Origin of the sequence: Janthinobacterium sp. AD80 (assembly GCF_002878455.1) — a bacterium.
Taxonomy (GTDB): Bacteria; Pseudomonadota; Gammaproteobacteria; order Burkholderiales; family Burkholderiaceae_D; genus Janthinobacterium.
Genome location: NZ_NRDQ01000126.1, coordinates 1 through 17,464 on the forward strand (window position 1 = coordinate 1; position 17,464 = coordinate 17,464).

Genomic DNA, 17,464 nt, shown 5'->3' on the forward strand with positions numbered 1-17,464 from the left:
TGGTGTCGCGCACGAGGAAGGCGCGCACGCAGGAAGCGAGCGCGGTGCGCGGTGCGATCAGGCGGGTCAGGGGCGTGGGGGCGGCAGGCATGGCGACGATTGTACCGGCAATGTTTGAAGCTGCGCGCGATGTCGTATTCGTTCAAGACGCGTGCGCGCAAGCGCGCTACAGTCATCCCATCGTTCCACGACAACAGGAGCTTGCCATGCCGCCACTCGACCACGCCGCAGCACCCGCACCCGCCACCACCCCAGCCCTGCGCCAGATCCGCCAGTTGCCGGGGCCATTCGCCTTGCCCATCATCGGCAACGCCATGCAAGTGCGGCTGCCGCGCATCCACCGCGACGTGGAAGGCTGGGTACGCCGCTACGGACCTTTCATGCGCGCCTGGTTCGGCCGCACCCTGGTGCTGGTGGTGGCCGACAGCGAGGCAGTGGCCGCCGTGCTGCGCGACCGTCCGGACGGTTTCCGCCGCCCTCTGAGCAGCTATATCGTCTCGGAGGAAATGGGTGGCAATCCCGGCGTTTTCCTGGCCGAAGGCAGCGAGTGGCGCAACCAGCGCCGCATGGTGATGGCCGGCATGGCGCCGGGCGCCATCAAGGCATATTTCCCCGCGCTGGTGACGGTGGCGCAGCGCCTGCAGCGGCGCTGGCAGGATGCCGCCATGCAAGGCCAGGCCATCGCCCTCGACGGTGACCTGAAGCGCTACACGGTCGACATCATCGCCGGGCTGGCCTTCGGCAGCGAAGTCAACACGCTGGAATCGGGCGAGGACGTGATCCAGCGCCACCTGGACGCCATCCTGCCAGCCGTGGCACGGCGCAGCCTGTCGATGCTGCCGTACTGGCGCTACGTCAAGCTGCCCGTCGACCGGCGCCTGGACCGCGACGTGGCGGCGCTGGACGTAGCCGTGGCGCAACTGGTGCGGCAGGCACGCGAACGCATGGAGCAAGACCCCGCGCGGCGCGTGCGCCCGCCCAACCTGCTCGAAGCCATGATCGCCGCCGCCGACGAACCCGGCAGCGGCGTGAACGACCGCGCCGTGGCCGGCAATGTGCTGACCATGCTGCTGGCCGGCGAAGACACGACGGCCAACACGATTTCCTGGATCATCTACCTGCTGCAGCGCCATCCGCACAGCCTGGCCAAGGCGCGCGAGGAAGTGCGGCGCCTGGCGCCCGACGTGGCACAGTTCAGCGTGGCGCAAATGGATAGCCTCGACTACCTGGGCGCCTGCGCCAGCGAGGCCATGCGCTTGAAACCGGTGGCGCCCTACATTCCGCTCGAAGCGCTGCGCGACACGGTGGTGGGCGATGTGGCCGTGCCCGCCGGCAGCATGCTGTGGTGCGTGATGCGCCACGACAGCGTGTCCGATGCGCACTTTCCCGACGCGCAAGCGTTCCAGCCCGAGCGCTGGCTGGCGGACAGCGGCGAGGCGAACAACAAGCGCGCCGCCATGCCGTTCGGCGGCGGCCTGCGTACCTGCCCTGGCCGCTACCTGGCCTTGTTGGAAATCAAGATCGCCATGGCCATGCTGCTGAGCAGCTTCGACATCGCCGGCGTCGATACGCCCGATGGCGGCGAGGCGCAGGAACTGATGGGCTTTGTGATGTCGCCCATCGGCCTGAGCATGCGCCTGGCGCGGCCGCAGTGATACCATGGAGACATTCCGTTCACTCGATCTTTCCCCATGACCATCCGCCTGGAATCGCCGCAGCAAGCCGACGTGCAGACCCTGATCGCCGCGCTCGATGCCTATCAACAAACGCTGTACCCGGCCGAGTGCGTGTACTCGCTGGACCTGGCGTCGTTGCCGCCGGAAACCCTGCTGTTCGCCGTCGCCCGCGATGCCGATGGCCGCGCGCGCGCCTGCGGCGCCATCGTCGTCACGCCCGATTTTGGCGAAGTCAAGCGCATGTATGTGCACCCGGACAGCCGTGGGCTGGGCCTGGCCAAGCGCCTGCTGGCCCTGCTGGAAGCGCAGGCGCTGGCGCGCGGCTGCCGCTTGCTGACCCTGGAGACAGGCATCCACCAGCCCGAAGCCATCGCCCTGTACGCGCGCCACGGCTATCAGCGGCGGGGGCCTTACGGCGACTATCCGGATGACCCGTTCAGTGTCTTCATGGAAAAATCACTGCAGGTGGCAGCATGAGCGCGCCTGCCGACAGCCTGATTGATATCCGCGCACGCCTGCGCGCGTTTGCGCAAGAGCGCGACTGGGACCAGTTCCACACGCCGAAGAACCTGGCCATGGCCCTGTCCGTGGAAGTGGCGGAACTGGTCGAGCACTACCAGTGGCTGCCCACGGGTGCCGATGCCGAACTCGATGACGCCAAACGCACGGGCATCCGCCATGAACTGGCCGACGTGCTGATGTATTTGGTGCGCCTGGCCGACAAGAGCGGCGTCGACCTGCACGCGGCCGTGCTGGAAAAGATGGCACTCAATGCGCAGAAATACCCGGCGCAGCAGGTGCGCGGCGACGCGCGCAAATATAGCGAGTACTGATTCCCCATCCGTGCGTGGCGGCTGCGCAAATGAGCGTAGCATCGGGCCATGCGTATCCATCTTTCCCTGCTGCTTGCCTGCCTGCTCGCTGGTCCACTCCATGGCACTGTTGCCCTGGCGCAAACCGCACCTGTGCCGCAGGTCAAAGTGGACGCCACGCGCGATCCCGTCGATAAATCCTACCGCAAGATGCTGCAGGGCGTGCAGCGTTTCGAGCGCGACCATGCGCTGGCGCCGCAAGCCGTGCTGCGCTTTCGATTGCTGCCGCGCCAGCCCGGCGTGGACATGACGGGCGTGCGGCTGCGCATCGCCGGCGACACAGTCAGCATCCCCTTGCCCCTGGCCGAGGACAACAGCTTTGCCCCCGTGCACAATGCCCAGGCGGCGCGCGAGGATGCCGTGCTGATCGCCAACCGCAAGGCCACCACCATGAGCTGGCGCGCGCAGGTCATCACCCCAGGCTTGCCGCCCGGCACGCGGCGCCTGGGCGACTTGCGCCTGGAATGCCGCGCCGGCATGGATTCCGGCCTGATCTCGAACGACCCGGAAATCATTTCCTGGCTCTCCAGCATGCTCTACAGCACAGACAAGGTGTGCTCTCAGCCGGACGGCAACTACCTGTTCTTCGCGGAGCGTCCCCTGTTCGGCGTGACCCTCGTGCATGGCGAACGCCGTCTGGCGCTGCCGTTCAGCATGCTGTACGCGGGCGGCGAACAGACGCCCGCTTCGCTGCCCTACTGCGATTGCCAGGTCTTGCTGGACCGTACGTATTACGCGCCCCTGTGGGATGCCAGCTGGCCCGACGATACCCTGCTGGAATTTACTTATATGGACGAGGTGGCGCCATGAAGTGGCTGACTCTTTTGCCGCTGCTCTGCCTGGCAGCATGCTCCGGCACGCGCGCCTTGCAAGCGAGCAAGAATGTGCCCTACGCCACCCTGGAGCAAACGGTGCAAGCTGGCAGCAGCACGCGCGAGCAAGTACGCGCGGCGCCGGGCGAGAGCACGTCCATCCGTTTCGACAGCGGCAATGAAGTGTGGATGTACACCTACCCGGCCGCCTCGGGCGCGCAGGGCGAATATGTGATTTTGTTTGGCGCGGATGGGGTGGTGAAGAAGGTGCGCAGCGGGGAAGTGTATCGGGTGAAGCAGTAAGAGTACCCCACAAAGTCTGGGGGGAATGCTCCCGATGGGAAGCATTCCGGTCACGCAGTGACGGCCCCCGGCACTTACTGGGTTTATCAGCGAGCCTTTAACAGCGCCCTTGCCGTCACGCCCGCACCCACGCCGCGCCCCACGCCGGCCGCCTTGCGCTTGGGCGAGGCCTTCAGTTTGAAGATGCCGATCGACTGGGCCACGCTGTCGGTGCGCTGCGCCAGACTGCTGGCGGCCGCGGCCGCCTGCTCCACCAGCGCCGCATTCTGCTGCGTGATGCCATCCATGTGAATGACGGCCTGGTTGACCTGGCCGATGCCCTGGTTCTGCTCGCGCGTGGTGGAGGAAATCTCGTCCATTACTTCCGTCACCCGGGCCACCGAGGCGATCACTTCCGTCATGGTGGCACCCGCATTGCTGGTCAGCACGCTGCCCGCGTTCACGGTGGCGATCGAATGGTCGATCAGATTCTTGACCTCTTTGGCGGCGGTAGCCGAGCGCTGCGCCAGGCTGCGCACTTCGCCGGCCACGACGGCGAAGCCACGGCCGTGCTCGCCCGCGCGTGCCGCTTCCACGGCCGCGTTCAAGGCGAGGATATTCGTCTGGAACGCGATGCCATCGATCAGGCCGATGATGTCGAGAATCTTGCGCGACGAGGTGCTGATCTCGTCCATCGTGGTCACCACTTCGCTGACGATGGTGCCGCCCTTGGCGGCAACGGTGGACGCCTGCGCCGCCAGCTTGTTGGCCGTGTCCACGTGGTCGGCACTGTTTTGCACGGTGGACGTCAGCTCTTCCATGCTGGCGGCCGTCTGTTCCAGGCTGGACGCCTGCGATTCCGTGCGGCTGGACAAGTCCATATTGCCAGTGGCGATCTCCGCCGTGGTGATGCGGATATCCTCGAAATTGGCGCGCACGTCGCCGATGATGCTGTGCAGGTTGATATTCGTCTGGCGCAGGGCGGCCATCAACTGGCCCATGTCGTCGTCGCGCACCTTGTCGATGACGCCCGTCAAGTCGCCGCCAGCCATCTTGCGCGCCACGGTAACGGCGTCGCCCAGGGGCACGACGATGGCATTGTGCAGGTGCGCCCAGAAATACAGCATCAGCGCGACGGCGGCGGCGGCAGCGCCGCTGAGCCAGCTGCGCGTGGCCGTGCTGGTGTCGCCATCGATATTCCATACGGCGCAGCCAAGAATGGCCAGCACCACGCCAAAGACGATGCAATGGAAGGCCAGGTCCTGCGACAGGCTCAGCTTGCGCCACTCGGCCAGCTTGGCGGCCCAGCCCTGGCGCACGACGCGGCCATTGCGGATGGCAAGCCTGGATGCATTGCCATCTTTAAAACTTTTATACAGGGCGGCCGCTTCGTTGATCTGCTCGCGCGTGGGCTTGGTGCGCACGGACATGTAGCCGATCGGGCGGCCGTTTTCGATGACGGGCGTGATATTCGCGAAGACCCAGTAGTAATCGCCATTCTTGCAGCGGTTCTTGACCATGCCGGTCCATGGCATGCCCGTCTTGATGGTGTCCCACAGGTCGGCAAACGCTTCGGCCGGCATGTCGGGATGACGCAGGATATTCTGTGGTGCACCCAGCAGTTCCATTTCTGAAAAGCCGCTGACTTCAATAAAGTACGGATTGGCGTAATTGATGTTTCCCTGTAAATCCGTGGTGGAAACAATCGTCATGCCTTCATTTAATACGTATTCATTTTGCGTGATAGGCGTGTTGACCCGCATCGTCGCTCCTCTATTTTTTTCAACTAGCATAACAAAAACATAAAAACAATATACCACATCAAGCACCCATGATATATCGCCTCGGCGACAGTGATGCCAGTCAAAAAATTTAATAAAAACCAATTCATTTATGTTTTAGAATTTACTTTGACCCAACTTGATTGGTTTTATTGAAATTCAAAAGCTTAATAAAGTGCGGCATAAATAATTATTTAAATATTATTTATTGTGATTTGGCGCGAAAAACAAGCCGCATCCGCCGATTAAAAGATGGCAACGTCAGTTCAATAGGAAAAATCCATGGCGCTGCCATCCCGGTTAGTAACGGAGCGATAAGGATCGTTTCTTCAGGGAAAATAAAAACTGGCGCGAACGCGCCAGTGGGGAATATGTCTCCAATCCGCGACACAGGCGCCGGAGCGCCTGTGAGGCGATGGATACTTGTCAGTAACGACGCCTGACAAAACCGTAGCGAGCGGCAGTGATTTGTGGCCGAGAAGCGCAACCGTACTCTAGTACGGTGAGCATCGCCGGCCGCAAAGCGCGACGCGCAGTAGGTTTGGTCAGGTGTTACTTGTAGGTTTTGCGCGGCGGGGATTTCGGACGCGGTGGCGCAGGTTTACGCTCCGTCGTGCCGTCATCCAGGCTGATGCGCAGTTTCTGGCCCGATACCACGACCGATTTCAGGTGATCGAGGATTTCCGGCGGCATGCCTTCCGGCAAGTCCAGCACGCTGTAGTTGTCAAAGATATCGATACGGCCGATATGCTTGGCTTCCAGGTTCGCTTCGTTGGCGATGGCGCCGACAATGTTGCTTGGCGTCACGGCGTGCTCACGGCCCACTTCGATACGGTAAGCCGTCACGCCCGGGCGTGGACGTTCCTTCTTCGGCGCGCGCGGTGCGGGTGCTGCATCGCCCGCGTCCGCTGGCGCATCCTTGAACGCTGGCGCGGACTTGGCGGCGAACGGCTTGCGCGGCGCGGCTGGCGGCGCCAGATCCGGCGCGTCGCCATCACGGCTGATGCGCAGTTGCTGGCCCGCTACCCACACGGTTTTCAGCTGGTCCAGCAATTCTTTCGGCATGCTGTCCGGCAAGTCCAGGACGCTGTAGTCGTCATAGATTTCGATGCGGCCGATGTTTTTCGAATCGATGCCCGCTTCATTGGCGATGGCGCCGACGATATTGCCTGGCTTGACGCCATGCTGGTGGCCCACTTCAATGCGGAACGTCTGCATGCCGGCATCGGCCGGGCGCTGGACGCGCTCCTTTTTCGGGAAGGCCGGGCGTTCGCTGCGCTCGTTGCGGTCGAAGCGGTCGCCGCGTTCCGGACGGTCATTGCGCTCAGGGCGGTCAAAACGATCCTGGCGGACAGGACGGTCGTCTTGCCAGGTGGCTTGCTCGCGCGCCTTGTTCTTGTCCAGCAGCAGCGGCACATTGCCACGCGCCATTTTCGCCAGGGCGGCCGCGATTTCGATGGCGGGAATGTTTTTCTCGCGTTCGAAATCTTCGATCAGCGACTGGAACTGTTCCAGTTCGCCCAGGGCCAGGGTTTCGCTGATCTGTTCCTTGAACTTGGCGATACGCACGTCGTTGACGGCCTGGATGGTGGGCAGTTCCAGCATGCCGATCGGCTGGCGGGTCGAGCGCTCGATGGCTTTCAACAAGTTCTTTTCACGCGGGGTGATGAACAAAATCGCTTCGCCGCTGCGGCCGGCGCGGCCCGTGCGGCCGATGCGGTGGGTGTAGCTTTCCGGATCGTGCGGCACGTCATAGTTGACGACGTGGCTGATGCGCTCGACGTCCAGGCCACGTGCAGCCACGTCGGTGGCCACGAGGATGTCGATCTTGCCGTCTTTCAACTGCTGGATCGTGCGCTCGCGCTGGGCTTGCTGGATGTCGCCATTGATGGCGGCAGCCGAGAAGCCGCGTGCCTGCAGCTTGCCGGCCAGCTCTTCCGTGCCCAGCTTGGTGCGGGCGAAGATGATCATGCCGTCAAACGCTTCCGCTTCCAGGATGCGCGTCAGCGCGTCGAGCTTGTGCATGCCCGACACCAGCCAGTAGCGCTGGCGGATATTGTCGGCCGTGCCCGTCTTGGCGGCCACCGTCACTTCGGCCGGGTTCACCAGGTAGGTGGTGGCGATGCGCTTGATGACGGAAGGCATGGTGGCCGAGAACAGGGCCGTTTGATGGCCTTCCGGCGTTTCTTGCAGGATGCGTTCGACATCGTCGATAAAGCCCATGCGCAGCATTTCATCGGCTTCGTCGAGTACCAGCGTTTTGAGCTTGGACAGGTCGAGCGAACCCTTGTCCAGGTGATCGATGACGCGGCCTGGCGTGCCGACGACGACGTGCACGCCACGGCGCAGGGCCGACAGCTGCGGGCCGTAGCTTTGGCCGCCGTAGATCGGCAGCACGTGGAAGCCGGGAATGTGGGCGGCATATACCTGGAATGCTTCGGCGACCTGGATGGCCAGTTCGCGCGTCGGTGCCAGGACCAGGGCTTGGGGTGAGCTTTGTTTCAGATCGATGCGCGACAAGATAGGCAGGGCGAAGGCGGCGGTCTTGCCCGTGCCCGTTTGCGCCTGGCCCAGTACGTCGCGGTTGGCGAGCAATAATGGAATCGTGGCCGCCTGGATAGGCGACGGTGTTTCGTAACCGACATCCTTGAGCGCGCGAATCAGCGGCTCGCTCAGGTTAAGGTCGGAAAATAAGGAAATTGGTGTATCAGACATGAAATCACTCACAAGTTCGCTCGAATCGCCCAATGCGAAAGAGTGTAGCCGCTAGTTTACTCTTTACTGGACCTTACCGGGTGGAACGGGGCGGCAGAACGCCGTTTTTTGCATTCTAAAACGCAGAAAAATCGGCGATCCGCACGCAATTGGTGCAAAAAACAAGAAATATTATGTGTTTTGCAATAGATATGCCGGTTTTACAGATGTTCTTCAAGATTGCTTGCCGCGTCGACCGAGTGCCGCAGGAATTCCAGCAAGTCCTCGTTCAGGCGCTCCTTGTGCGTCGTCGCCAGACCGTGCGGCGCGCCCGCATACACGAGCAGCTTGCTGCCGATGATGAGCTCGGCAGTGCGCCGCGCCGAGGCCGCGATGGGCACGATCTGGTCATCGTCGCCGTGGATCACCAGGGTCGGCACGTCGAACTTGGCCAGGTCAGCCGTAAAATCCGTTTCCGAAAATTGTTTGATGCACAGATAGGCGGCCGGCATGCCCGCCTGCATGCCCTGGCGCCAGAAACTGTCGCGCACGCCCTGCGACGCTTGCGCCTCGGGCCGGTTGTAGCCATAGAAGGCCTCGCTCAAGTCGCGGAAGAACTGGCTGCGGTCCGCCTGCACGCCGGCACGGATGCCGTCAAAAACGGATAGCGGCAAGCCCAGCGGATTGTCCGTGGTCTGCAGCATCAGCGGCGGCACGGCGCCCACCAGCACGGCGCCGGACAGGCGGTCCGTGCCATGGCGGCCGATGTAGCGCGCCACTTCGCCGCCACCCGTCGAATGCCCCACCAGAGTGGCGCCCGCCAAGTCCAGCGCCGTGATCAGGGCGGCCAGGTCGTCCGCGTAGGTATCCATGTCGTTGCCGTCGAACGGCTGGCTGGAGCGGCCATGGCCGCGCCGGTCATGCGCGATGACGCGAAAGCCCCGCGATGCCAGGTAAAACATCTGGTCTTCCCAGGCGTCGGACGACAGCGGCCAGCCATGGCTGAAGACGACGGGCGGGCCGCTGCCCCAGTCCTTGTAGTAGATCAGGGTACCGTCGGCGGTACGCAGGGTATTGCTCGCTTGCACGGTGTTATCGGTGGCAGTCATGGAACGCTCCTTGTCGGTGGGCCAGCGGCCATTGTGGCCGCAATCGCCGCTGGCGTGCCGCGCGCTAGGCCCAAGCCTTTGCGGTAGAGTAAGATTGCCCCTGCTTTGCTTTCCTGTATTCACTTTTGGAGTTGTCATGCGTTTCCCCCTCGTCCTCGCCGCCAGCGTGCTCAGCACGGCTGCCCTCGCCCAGCCCATCGTCGCCGAAGCGCCGCTGCGCGCCCATCTGTCCTTCCTGGCCGATGACTTGCTCGAAGGGCGCGGCACGGGCCAGCGCGGCGGCGACCTGGCCGTGCGCTACCTGGAAACGCAGGCGGCCGTGGCCGGCCTGCAGCCATTGAAGGATGGCACGTACCGCCAGGCGCTGACCATCGTCGGCAGCAAGGCCTTGCCATCGAGCACGGTGACCTTCAGCGCGGGCGGCAAGACGCTCGCGCCCGCCTTCGGCAAGGACATCGTCTTTGGCGCCTCCAATGGCAAGGAAAAAGTGGCGTTCGACGCGCCCGTCGTGTTTGCCGGCTACGGCATCGCCGCCCCCGATGAAAACTGGGACGACTTCAAGGGCATCGACCTGAAAGGCAAGCTGGTGATCATGATGGTCAACGACCCGCAGCCGACCGCAAGCGAGCCGAACCGCTTTGCCGGCAAGTCGCTCACCTGGTATGGCCGCTGGGTCTACAAGTACGAGGAAGCGCTGCGCCAGGGCGCGGCCGGCGTGCTGCTGATCCACACGACCGCGTCGGCCTCGTATCCCTGGTCGGTGCCGGCCAACGGCTTCGGCCATGAACGCTTCAGCCTGGCTGGCGCGGGCAATGCGATGGAAGGCTGGCTGCAGGAAGATATGGCGCGCGCCCTGTTCCAGGCGGGCGGGCAAGACCTGGACGCCTTGCGCGCCCAGGCGGAAACGCGCGCGTTCCGTCCTGTCGCCCTGAACGCCACGGTCAAGGTCCAGCTCGATAGCCAGATCCGCAGCATCGAGCAATTCAACGTGGCCGGCATCGTGCCCGGCACGGACCCGAAGCTGAAGGACGAAGCCGTGATTTATTCGGCCCACTGGGACCACCTGGGCAAGGATGACGAGGGCAACCAGCGCACCGGACAAAGCGACCACATCTACAATGGCGCCATCGACAACGCCTCGGGCGCGGCGGCCCTGCTGGCCATGGCGCAGGTGGCCGTGAAACAGCCGGCGCGGCGCACGCAGATCTTCCTGTGGCCGGCCGGCGAGGAAACGGGCATGCTGGGCAGCACCGCCTACACGCGCACGCCATTATGGCCGTTGGCCAAGACGGCCGCCGACCTGAACCTGGACAGCATGAACTTCGTCGGCAAGACACACGACATCGGCGTGGCTGGCGCCGAGCGCAGCAGCCTGTACGCGAGCGCCGCCAAGGTGGCCAAGCGCATGGGCCTGCGCCTGGCACCGGCCATCCCCGACCTGTCCGGCGCCTTTTACCGCGCCGACCATTTCGCCTTCGCCAAGGCCGGCGTGCCCGCCTTCAACGTGGGCTCGGCCGTGTTTTCCGGCGACGGTTCCTTCGACTTCGTCAAGGAGCCGAAAGCATCAAGCGAACGCCTGGTCGCGTTTAAAAAAGATTACCACCAGGTCACCGACGAGTACCACCCGTCATGGGACCTGTCGGGCATGGTGCAGCAGGCGCAGTTCACCCTGAACCTGGGCTATGAAGTGGCGAATGACAAGAATTTGCCAACGTGGAACAAGGGCGAGGCGTTTGGGAAAGTCAAACGCTAAGAGGGTAACAATGTATTAACCCGCAAAGCAGAAAGGCTGGGGTCGGACCCTCAGGGTCCGACCCCGGTATTTGCCGCAGGGTTCAATCAATCAAATGGCCATGATGCGTTTGAGGTCGACAAACGCCGTTTCATACAAATGCTGGAACGCGCCCACCATGACCTCTTCCACGCCTTCGGCCGCGTCGAATTGGCTCGACCATTCGGCCACGCACTCGTTCGCGCCGGGCTCGCCCGTGACGCGCAGGGTGGAACGGTAGTTCTTGACGGGGATCGGACCCGAGACGATGGTGTAGCTGTAGCTTTTGTCCGCTTCGCTGTAGCTTTGCAGGCGTTCGGCGATGACGGCGCCGTCCGTGGTCTTCAGGCGGCGCACGCGGCCGCCATGTTCGGACAGGCTGGTCTTGATCGAGCTCGACCATTCAGCCAGCGACTGGAAGCCGCCGATAAAATCCCACACTCGTTCGGCGCTTGCCGCCAATGTTACAGAAACAATTACTTGGGCCATCTTTAATTCGGTTCCTCATCCAGGTTTGCCGGGCGCTATGCCCGGCCGGCCGGAGTTGCCCGGCACAGCCGCTATTTTAGCGCCCATGCGGCTTTGCTGCTGGGCAGGTAGCGGCATGCACACGGGCGGCTGGCCGGACTGGAGGAAGGAAGTTACATATTTTCCGCGAGGAAAATCAGGGAATTGCCATGCGCCTGGGCGGCGGCGCGCTGCTGGTAGCTGTCGCGGTGGGTGCAGTTGAAACCGTGCTCGGCCCCGGGATACACATGGATTTCCACCTCCTGGCGGTCCTCGAAGCGCACGGCGATCTGTTGCACGGCTTCCGGCGGGATATGGCTGTCCTGGCCGCCGAAATGCATCAGCAGCGGCACCTTGATCTGCTCGGCCAGGTCCAGTTTGTTCTGGATGCCGCCGCCGTAATAGGCGATGGCCACGTCGACCACGCCGGCCGCGGCCGCCTGGTACGACAAACGGCCGCCGAAGCAGTAGCCGATCGAGGCCAGCTTGCCCGTCGTCACTTCCGGACGCGCGCGCAGCACGGCGACTGTGGCGGCGATATCGGCATCGGCCTGCGGATTGTCGGTCGCCTGCATCAGTTCGACGGCGCGCTTCCAGCCCGCCTCGTCATAGCCCAGTTCGATGTGCGCGCCGGCGCGCCAGAACAGGTCGGGCACCAGCACCACATAGCCATCGGCCGCGTACTGGTCCGCCACGGCGCGGATGTGCTCGTTGACGCCAAAAATTTCCTGCAACAGGACGATGGCCGGGCCCTTGCCCACGTGCGGCACGGCCAGGTAAGCCTGGAAGCTGCCGTCCGGGCCGGCGATATCGATCCACTGCGAAGTTGTGCTCATAAAGACTCCAGTCTGCTTTAAAGGATGGGAAATGCCACAGCCAGGCATGTTACTGGTTTTTCGCGCCGTCTGCGCCGCGCTGCCTCCTGCCGGAGACCTGCCTCAATACATCTCGCGTATGTAGATCACGGGACCGGATTTGAAGACGCCAAAGACGACCGTGCCTACCGTGCTGGGCAGATAAATCAGGCCAGGCACGGACACATCGACGCTGCCCGTCCTGCCGGCGCCCGGCGCCAGCAAGGTCAGCTGCTTGTTTTTCGGCAGCTCGCCCTTGTTGACGGTGTAGGGGCCGTCCGCCACTTGCAGGTCGCCGCAGACGAGCGCCTTCTTGCAATTGTTCAGCAGCACTTGCGCCTTGCTGAAACTGCTGATGCTGTCGGCCAGGTTGGCAACCCAGCCCGCGCCATCCCAGTACTGGGCTTGCACGGCCAGGCGCAGCGGATACAGCTCGGAGCCATAGCCATGCGGCACCATTAGGCGCCCGGACAATATCGTCAGCGCGCCTTCCGTGCCGGACGCGGCCGGCGCCGAACTGGCGCTGGCGCCCGCAAAGGTGCCGCTGGCGCGCAGCAGCACGTGAGTGGGCGCCACCTTGACGGCCACGCCGCTGTTGCCAGGAAAACGGTAAGCGAGCGGGGCACGCGCCACGCCCAGGGTAAATTTCTCGGGCGCGATGGCGGTGACGGTGGTTTGCGCGCTGCTGCCATCGGTGAGCCGGCTGCCGGACGGGCTGGCCGGTGGAAACAGCTGTTCGCCCTTGGCAGCGTCCCAGCCCTGCACCTGCACCGGCGCCATGTACGTCGTATCGCGGCCGTCAAAATTGCGCGTCGTCACGTTGGCCAGGTTCTGCGCAGTCACGCGCAAGCCGAAAGCCTGCCCCGAATAGCTGTACACGCCCGCCGGCGGCACGCCGACGACGCATTTCATGGCGCTCAGGCACGGCGCGGCCAGGGTCGCCGAGGCCGGCAAGTCCGTATCGCCGGCAACAATGATGTCCGTCTTGAAGTGGTGGGGAATGTACTGCACATCGTTGCTGCTGCCGGTGGCCGGCAGCGCCGGCTGCGCGGCGCCCAGGTAGGTCGTGATGCTGGCGGTAAACTTCAGGGTACCCACTTCCGGCCAGCTGAGGTTCCCAGCCGTGCCCACGCCATTGTTATTGCCGAATGTCAGGCTGCCCGCCACGGCGGGATCGCTGTAACCGGTGAACACGGGAGCGCTGATGCTGCGTCCCAGCAACACCGTTTGCGCCGTCGCCTCGCGGCCGAAATTGCGCGTCACGGCGCCTGCCGCATTCAGGGCCGAGACGCTGATGCCGAGCGCGGGTGCCACCGGCAGCACGGCCAGGCCGGCGCGTTGCGGCGTGACGATGGGGCTGAACAGGAAAGTCTTGGGACCGACGATGACGTTGCCGCTGCCCGTCATGGTCAAGCCGCTGTCGCTGCCGCTGGTCGAGGCATAGGTGGCCGTCAGGCCCAGCGCGCCCGCATCGGCGTACAGCATGTTCGGCGTGGCCAGGCCGTTGGCATCGAAAGCCAGCTGCACGGCGGCACCGGTGGCGCTGCAGGCGCTGCCCGTATTCGCGGCCAGGGGAATATACGTGCCATCCTTGTTCTGTATGCGCGCCGGCAAGGTGCCCGAGTCGGGATTGGCGTAGGTGCAGCGCAGCTGCAAGGTCTTGTTCTGGTTGGCAAACAGGGGCACGCAGGCGCGCGGGTTCGACGCCGACGCCTGCAGGGCGCTGATGGCGATGCGCTCCGCGTCTTCGGCATAGCGGGGGATGCCGCTCACTTGCAACGCGCTGCTGACAAAAGCCATGCGGCAATTCGTCAGGCTGTTGTCGACGCTGCTGCGGCACACCAGCGCGCCCGTGGTGGCCGGCGTGCTGGTCAGGCCCAGCAGCACACTGCCGGCCGCCGTCGTCTGCGCCACGCTGGACGTCGCCACGCCCGTCGGCGGCTGGACGCTGTTGATCTGCGCCGTCGCGCCACCGGGCGTCAGCGTCACTTGCGCCGCGCCCGTGTAGACGCTGCTGCAGGCCGCATCGGCGCAAGCCGTGACGGTGACGGGTGCTGGCGCGCAGGTCAGCGCCGTGGGCGGATGCGTGATCTGGAAATGGTCGGGGCCGGCCTGCGTGCTGGGGCCGCATTTCGGCCCTTGCGGCTCATTGAAGGCCCAGCCGCTGTTGTTCGTCACGCAACTGCACGGGTTCGACGGCGTGTAGGCCTTGCAGGTGATGGTCTGCTGTACCCGCCCCTGCCAGCCCAGGGTGATGTGGTCGACCACGGCGTTGCCCGTGATGTAGGCATTCGAGGAATCGAGGGTGACGTCGCCCCCTTCCACGTTGCCCTTGATGCCATTGCCCGAGGCGATCGTCAGCGTATTGCTGGCCTTGACGTCGCCCGTGACGAGCAGGCCCGAGGCCTTCAGGTCGATGTTGGGCGACGTCAGGTTGCCCGTCACCTGGCTGCCCGAACCGATGGTGAGGGAGGTGGTAGCCGTGATGTCGCCCTGGATGCGGCTGCTGGCGGCCAGAATATTCACCGTGGCGCCACTGATCGGCCCGTTGATGACGGAGCCCGACGCAATCTCCACCAGGCCCTTGGCGCTGATGCTGCCCGTCACCTTGACGTTGTTCGAGCCCATCCTGATGGTGGTAGCGGCAACATTGGCCGTGATCGTCTGCTCCTGCGCCCCCATGCTGAAGGTGCCCCCATCGGCCGTCAGGCTGCCGCCCGTGACCTTCAGATTGGGCGGGTTGATATCCCTGATGTCGAGATTGGGCCTGGCCGTCAGCGCGGCGCTGCCGCTCATCGTCAAACCCTGGTTATATTTCATCGTCAGCGAACTGTTGACCGTCACGCCGATTCCGCTGGCGATGATGACGATGTCCGTATCGCCCAGCGCCAGGGTGGCGCAAGTGTATTGCGCGCCGCTGAGGGTGCAGCCGGCAACACTGCCGCCATTGAAGTTGAGCGTGGCCGCCTGGGCCAGGGATGCGCCCAGCAAGCATGTCAGGGCAACAAGAAAGTGGAATAAGCGCACGATGTCCAGGAGTCTGATGGGTGGGGAGCCAGCCGGGGCGCGGATCTTTCCATGCTAATCTACGTCCTCGCTGTTGTTGCATTATGGCAGTATTTTTCACCCTCGCGCATATCGCATGATCAAGCCTATCTCCAAAGAATCTCCCTTGCGCACGGTCGACATCATCGTCTACCCGGGCTTCAAGGCGCTCGAAGCCATCGGCGCCATGAAAGTGTTTGATTACGCCAACACGCATTTGCGCTTGCGCAAGCTGCCCGGCGGCTACGACGTACGCATCGCATCGACGGCCGTCGGCCCTGTCGAGTCCGATACCTTGATGTCACTGCAGGCAAGCAAGGCGCTCGATGCGCAGCGCCTGCCCGACCTGGCCGTGATCGTCGGCTGCCACCACGTCGAACAAGTGCTGCAGGACATACCCGCCATCGCCGCCTGGGTGGCCGAAGCGGCGCCGCGCATCGATACCCTGGCGGCCCTGTGCACGGGCTGCTTCTTCCTGGCCGAGGCGGGCGTGCTTGATGGCAAGAGCGCGGCCACGCACTGGAGTGCCGTGGACAGCCTGCGCCAGCGCTATCCATTGATACAGGTCAATGCCGATGCGATTTTCGTGCGGGAGGGGAAATTCTGGACGTCGGCCGGCGTCACCGCCGGCATCGACCTGGCGCTGGCCCTGGTGGAAGACGATTTCAGCCGCGATATCGCGCTGGAAGTGGCGCGCGACCTGGTGGTGTATCTGAAGCGGCCCGGCGGCCAGTCGCAGTTTTCCGTTCACCTGTCGAGCCAGATGACGACGCATCCGAGCATTCGCCAGTTGCAGGGCTGGATCATGGAACACCTGGGCGACGAGCTGGGCGTGCCGCTGCTGGCCGCCAGGCTGGCCATGAGCGAACGCAATTTTACGCGCGTGTTCCAGCGCGAGACGGGCACCAGCCCTACGGAATTCATCGAAACGGCGCGCTTCGAAGTGGCGCGGCGCCTGCTGGAAGACAAGGTCTCGTCATTGAAACAGGTTGCCGTGCAGGCAGGCTTGCACAGCGAGGAAAGGCTGCGCCGCCTGTTTCAAAAGAAACTCGCCATCACGCCGCGCGACTACCGCGAACGTTTCTCCAGCACGGCGCGCTAGCTAGGCGCACCCGGCGCTATCAGCGCGACTTGTTGGTGCGCACGTGGCGCGTGGCCAGCTGCTGGCGATGCCAGGCCAGCGGCGTAAACATCAGCGCGCACAGCAGATAGGTGGCCAGCAGCGCCAGCCAGATGGCGGGCGTGGCAAGGATGGTGGCATTGCTCCACCACAAGGCCAGCAGGGACGACAGGGCCGCGCCGAGAAACACGGGCAGCATGCGGCGCAGGGTCAGCAAATAAGCAGTGGCAAACATGGACGGCTCCCAAAGCAAGGCGGATACCTTCACACTAGCAGGGGCAGGCGGCGAAGTACAGCCCGCCGCCCTGCCCCGTCCGTCAAGTGTTGCGCAATAAGAACAGTGCTTAATACAGCACGACCGAACGGATCGATTCGCCGCTCTTCATCAGGTCGAAGCCTTCGTTGATGCGTTCCAGCGGCAAGCGGTGCGTGATCAGGTCATCAATGTTGAGCTTGCCTTCCATGTACCAGTCGACGATCTTCGGCACATCCGTGCGTCCCCGCGCGCCGCCGAAGGCCGAACCGCGCCATTCACGCCCCGTCACCAGCTGGAACGGACGCGTGGAAATTTCCTGGCCAGCCGCCGCCACGCCGATGATGAACGATTTCCCCCAGCCCTTGTGCGTGCACTCGAGCGCCTGGCGCATCAGGGTGGTGTTGCCGACGCATTCGAAACTGTAGTCGGCGCCGCCGTCCGTCAGCTGCACGATGGCGTCGACGACGTTTTCCACCTCGTTCGGATTGATAAAGTGCGTCATGCCGAACTTCCGGGCAATCGCCTGACGCGCCGGGTTGATGTCGATGCCGATGATTTTATCGGCGCCCACCATCTTCGCCGCCTGGATCACGTTCAGGCCGATGCCGCCCAGGCCGAACACGGCCACGTTGGCGCCCGCTTCGACCTTGGCCGAGAACAGCACGGCGCCCACGCCCGTCGTCAC

General features: G+C 63.8%; 15 protein-coding genes. 7 read left to right on the forward strand and 8 right to left on the reverse strand.

Translation table 11 applies throughout. The features are described 5' to 3' along the window. Window positions 1-206: 206 nt before the first annotated feature. Genes JaAD80_RS21595 through JaAD80_RS21615 form a run of 5 tightly spaced genes read left to right on the forward strand, consistent with a single transcriptional unit; the run spans window position 207 to window position 3,663 of the window. On the forward strand, window positions 207-1,655 hold the full coding sequence (locus JaAD80_RS21595; RefSeq protein ID WP_102297271.1) for a cytochrome P450: 1,449 nt from the start codon (window positions 207-209) through the stop codon (window positions 1,653-1,655). Between the two features lie 36 nt (window positions 1,656-1,691). Beyond that, window positions 1,692-2,153, forward strand: a complete 462-nt coding sequence (locus tag JaAD80_RS21600; RefSeq protein ID WP_102297273.1) for a GNAT family N-acetyltransferase — start codon at window positions 1,692-1,694, stop codon at window positions 2,151-2,153. Beyond that, window positions 2,150-2,509 carry a nucleotide pyrophosphohydrolase gene (locus tag JaAD80_RS21605; RefSeq protein WP_102297276.1) on the forward strand — a complete coding sequence of 120 codons (360 nt, stop codon included), beginning with the start codon at window positions 2,150-2,152 and terminating at the stop codon, window positions 2,507-2,509. The genes JaAD80_RS21600 and JaAD80_RS21605 overlap by 4 nt, the downstream gene beginning before the upstream one ends. Window positions 2,510-2,557: 48 nt before the next feature. Then, window positions 2,558-3,358, forward strand: coding sequence for a hypothetical protein (locus JaAD80_RS21610; protein WP_102297277.1), 801 nt, complete (start codon window positions 2,558-2,560; stop codon window positions 3,356-3,358). Continuing rightward, on the forward strand, window positions 3,355-3,663 hold the full coding sequence (locus JaAD80_RS21615; RefSeq protein ID WP_102297280.1) for a hypothetical protein: 309 nt from the start codon (window positions 3,355-3,357) through the stop codon (window positions 3,661-3,663). The genes JaAD80_RS21610 and JaAD80_RS21615 overlap by 4 nt, the downstream gene beginning before the upstream one ends. Before the next feature lie 86 nt (window positions 3,664-3,749). Here JaAD80_RS21615 and JaAD80_RS21620 read toward each other — a convergent pair whose 3' ends face one another. From JaAD80_RS21620 to JaAD80_RS21630, 3 genes are all read right to left on the reverse strand, one after another. Further along, window positions 3,750-5,405 carry a PAS domain-containing methyl-accepting chemotaxis protein gene (locus JaAD80_RS21620; RefSeq protein WP_102297282.1) on the reverse strand — a complete coding sequence of 552 codons (1,656 nt, stop codon included), beginning with the start codon at window positions 5,403-5,405 and terminating at the stop codon, window positions 3,750-3,752. Between the two features lie 570 nt (window positions 5,406-5,975). After that, window positions 5,976-8,138 carry a DEAD/DEAH box helicase gene (locus tag JaAD80_RS21625; RefSeq protein ID WP_102297301.1) on the reverse strand — a complete coding sequence of 721 codons (2,163 nt, stop codon included), beginning with the start codon at window positions 8,136-8,138 and terminating at the stop codon, window positions 5,976-5,978. Window positions 8,139-8,338: 200 nt separating this feature from the next. Then, a complete protein-coding gene (locus JaAD80_RS21630) occupies window positions 8,339-9,226 on the reverse strand; it encodes an alpha/beta fold hydrolase (protein WP_102297284.1) in 888 nt (295 codons plus the stop codon). 136 nt (window positions 9,227-9,362) lie between these two features. On the opposite strand from JaAD80_RS21630, the gene JaAD80_RS21635 reads away from it, so the two are divergent. Continuing rightward, window positions 9,363-10,979: a M28 family peptidase gene (locus JaAD80_RS21635; protein WP_102297286.1), complete on the forward strand. Its 1,617-nt coding sequence runs from the start codon at window positions 9,363-9,365 to the stop codon at window positions 10,977-10,979. Between the two features lie 90 nt (window positions 10,980-11,069). Here JaAD80_RS21635 and JaAD80_RS21640 read toward each other — a convergent pair whose 3' ends face one another. The 3 genes from JaAD80_RS21640 to JaAD80_RS21650 form a co-directional block, all read right to left on the reverse strand. Beyond that, the gene (locus JaAD80_RS21640; protein ID WP_102297288.1) at window positions 11,070-11,486 is read right to left on the reverse strand and encodes an SRPBCC family protein; all 417 of its coding nucleotides are present in this window, start codon (window positions 11,484-11,486) and stop codon (window positions 11,070-11,072) included. Between the two features lie 152 nt (window positions 11,487-11,638). Further along, a complete protein-coding gene (locus tag JaAD80_RS21645) occupies window positions 11,639-12,340 on the reverse strand; it encodes a dienelactone hydrolase family protein (protein ID WP_102297291.1) in 702 nt (233 codons plus the stop codon). Between the two features lie 102 nt (window positions 12,341-12,442). Then, window positions 12,443-15,385 (reverse strand): DUF6701 domain-containing protein, encoded by a 2,943-nt coding sequence (locus JaAD80_RS21650; RefSeq protein WP_146012472.1) that lies wholly within the window; start codon window positions 15,383-15,385, stop codon window positions 12,443-12,445. 127 nt (window positions 15,386-15,512) lie between these two features. On the opposite strand from JaAD80_RS21650, the gene JaAD80_RS21655 reads away from it, so the two are divergent. Continuing rightward, window positions 15,513-16,505, forward strand: coding sequence for a GlxA family transcriptional regulator (locus JaAD80_RS21655; RefSeq protein ID WP_180979525.1), 993 nt, complete (start codon window positions 15,513-15,515; stop codon window positions 16,503-16,505). 19 nt (window positions 16,506-16,524) lie between these two features. On the opposite strand, the gene JaAD80_RS21660 is transcribed toward JaAD80_RS21655, so the two are convergent. Together JaAD80_RS21660 and JaAD80_RS21665 are read right to left on the reverse strand one after the other, a co-directional pair. Beyond that, complete coding sequence (locus JaAD80_RS21660; protein ID WP_102297298.1) at window positions 16,525-16,758, reverse strand: hypothetical protein; 234 nt, start codon at window positions 16,756-16,758, stop codon at window positions 16,525-16,527. A gap of 109 nt (window positions 16,759-16,867) precedes the next feature. Then, on the reverse strand, window positions 16,868-17,464 hold a 597-nt coding region (locus JaAD80_RS21665; RefSeq protein WP_146012473.1), incomplete at its 5' end, for a zinc-binding dehydrogenase.

Excerpts from the sequence above, each read along its gene's own strand:
- JaAD80_RS21595 (WP_102297271.1), top strand. The coding sequence starts at position 207 with ATGCCGCCACTCGACCACGCCGCAGCACCCGCACCCGCCACCACCCCA.
- JaAD80_RS21600 (WP_102297273.1), top strand. The coding sequence starts at position 1,692 with ATGACCATCCGCCTGGAATCGCCGCAGCAAGCCGACGTGCAGACCCTG.
- JaAD80_RS21605 (WP_102297276.1), top strand. The coding sequence starts at position 2,150 with ATGAGCGCGCCTGCCGACAGCCTGATTGATATCCGCGCACGCCTGCGC.
- JaAD80_RS21610 (WP_102297277.1), top strand. The coding sequence starts at position 2,558 with ATGCGTATCCATCTTTCCCTGCTGCTTGCCTGCCTGCTCGCTGGTCCA.
- JaAD80_RS21615 (WP_102297280.1), top strand. The coding sequence starts at position 3,355 with ATGAAGTGGCTGACTCTTTTGCCGCTGCTCTGCCTGGCAGCATGCTCC.
- JaAD80_RS21620 (WP_102297282.1), bottom strand. The coding sequence starts at position 5,405 with ATGCGGGTCAACACGCCTATCACGCAAAATGAATACGTATTAAATGAA.
- JaAD80_RS21625 (WP_102297301.1), bottom strand. The coding sequence starts at position 8,138 with ATGTCTGATACACCAATTTCCTTATTTTCCGACCTTAACCTGAGCGAG.
- JaAD80_RS21630 (WP_102297284.1), bottom strand. The coding sequence starts at position 9,226 with ATGACTGCCACCGATAACACCGTGCAAGCGAGCAATACCCTGCGTACC.
- JaAD80_RS21635 (WP_102297286.1), top strand. The coding sequence starts at position 9,363 with ATGCGTTTCCCCCTCGTCCTCGCCGCCAGCGTGCTCAGCACGGCTGCC.
- JaAD80_RS21640 (WP_102297288.1), bottom strand. The coding sequence starts at position 11,486 with ATGGCCCAAGTAATTGTTTCTGTAACATTGGCGGCAAGCGCCGAACGA.
- JaAD80_RS21645 (WP_102297291.1), bottom strand. The coding sequence starts at position 12,340 with ATGAGCACAACTTCGCAGTGGATCGATATCGCCGGCCCGGACGGCAGC.
- JaAD80_RS21660 (WP_102297298.1), bottom strand. The coding sequence starts at position 16,758 with ATGTTTGCCACTGCTTATTTGCTGACCCTGCGCCGCATGCTGCCCGTG.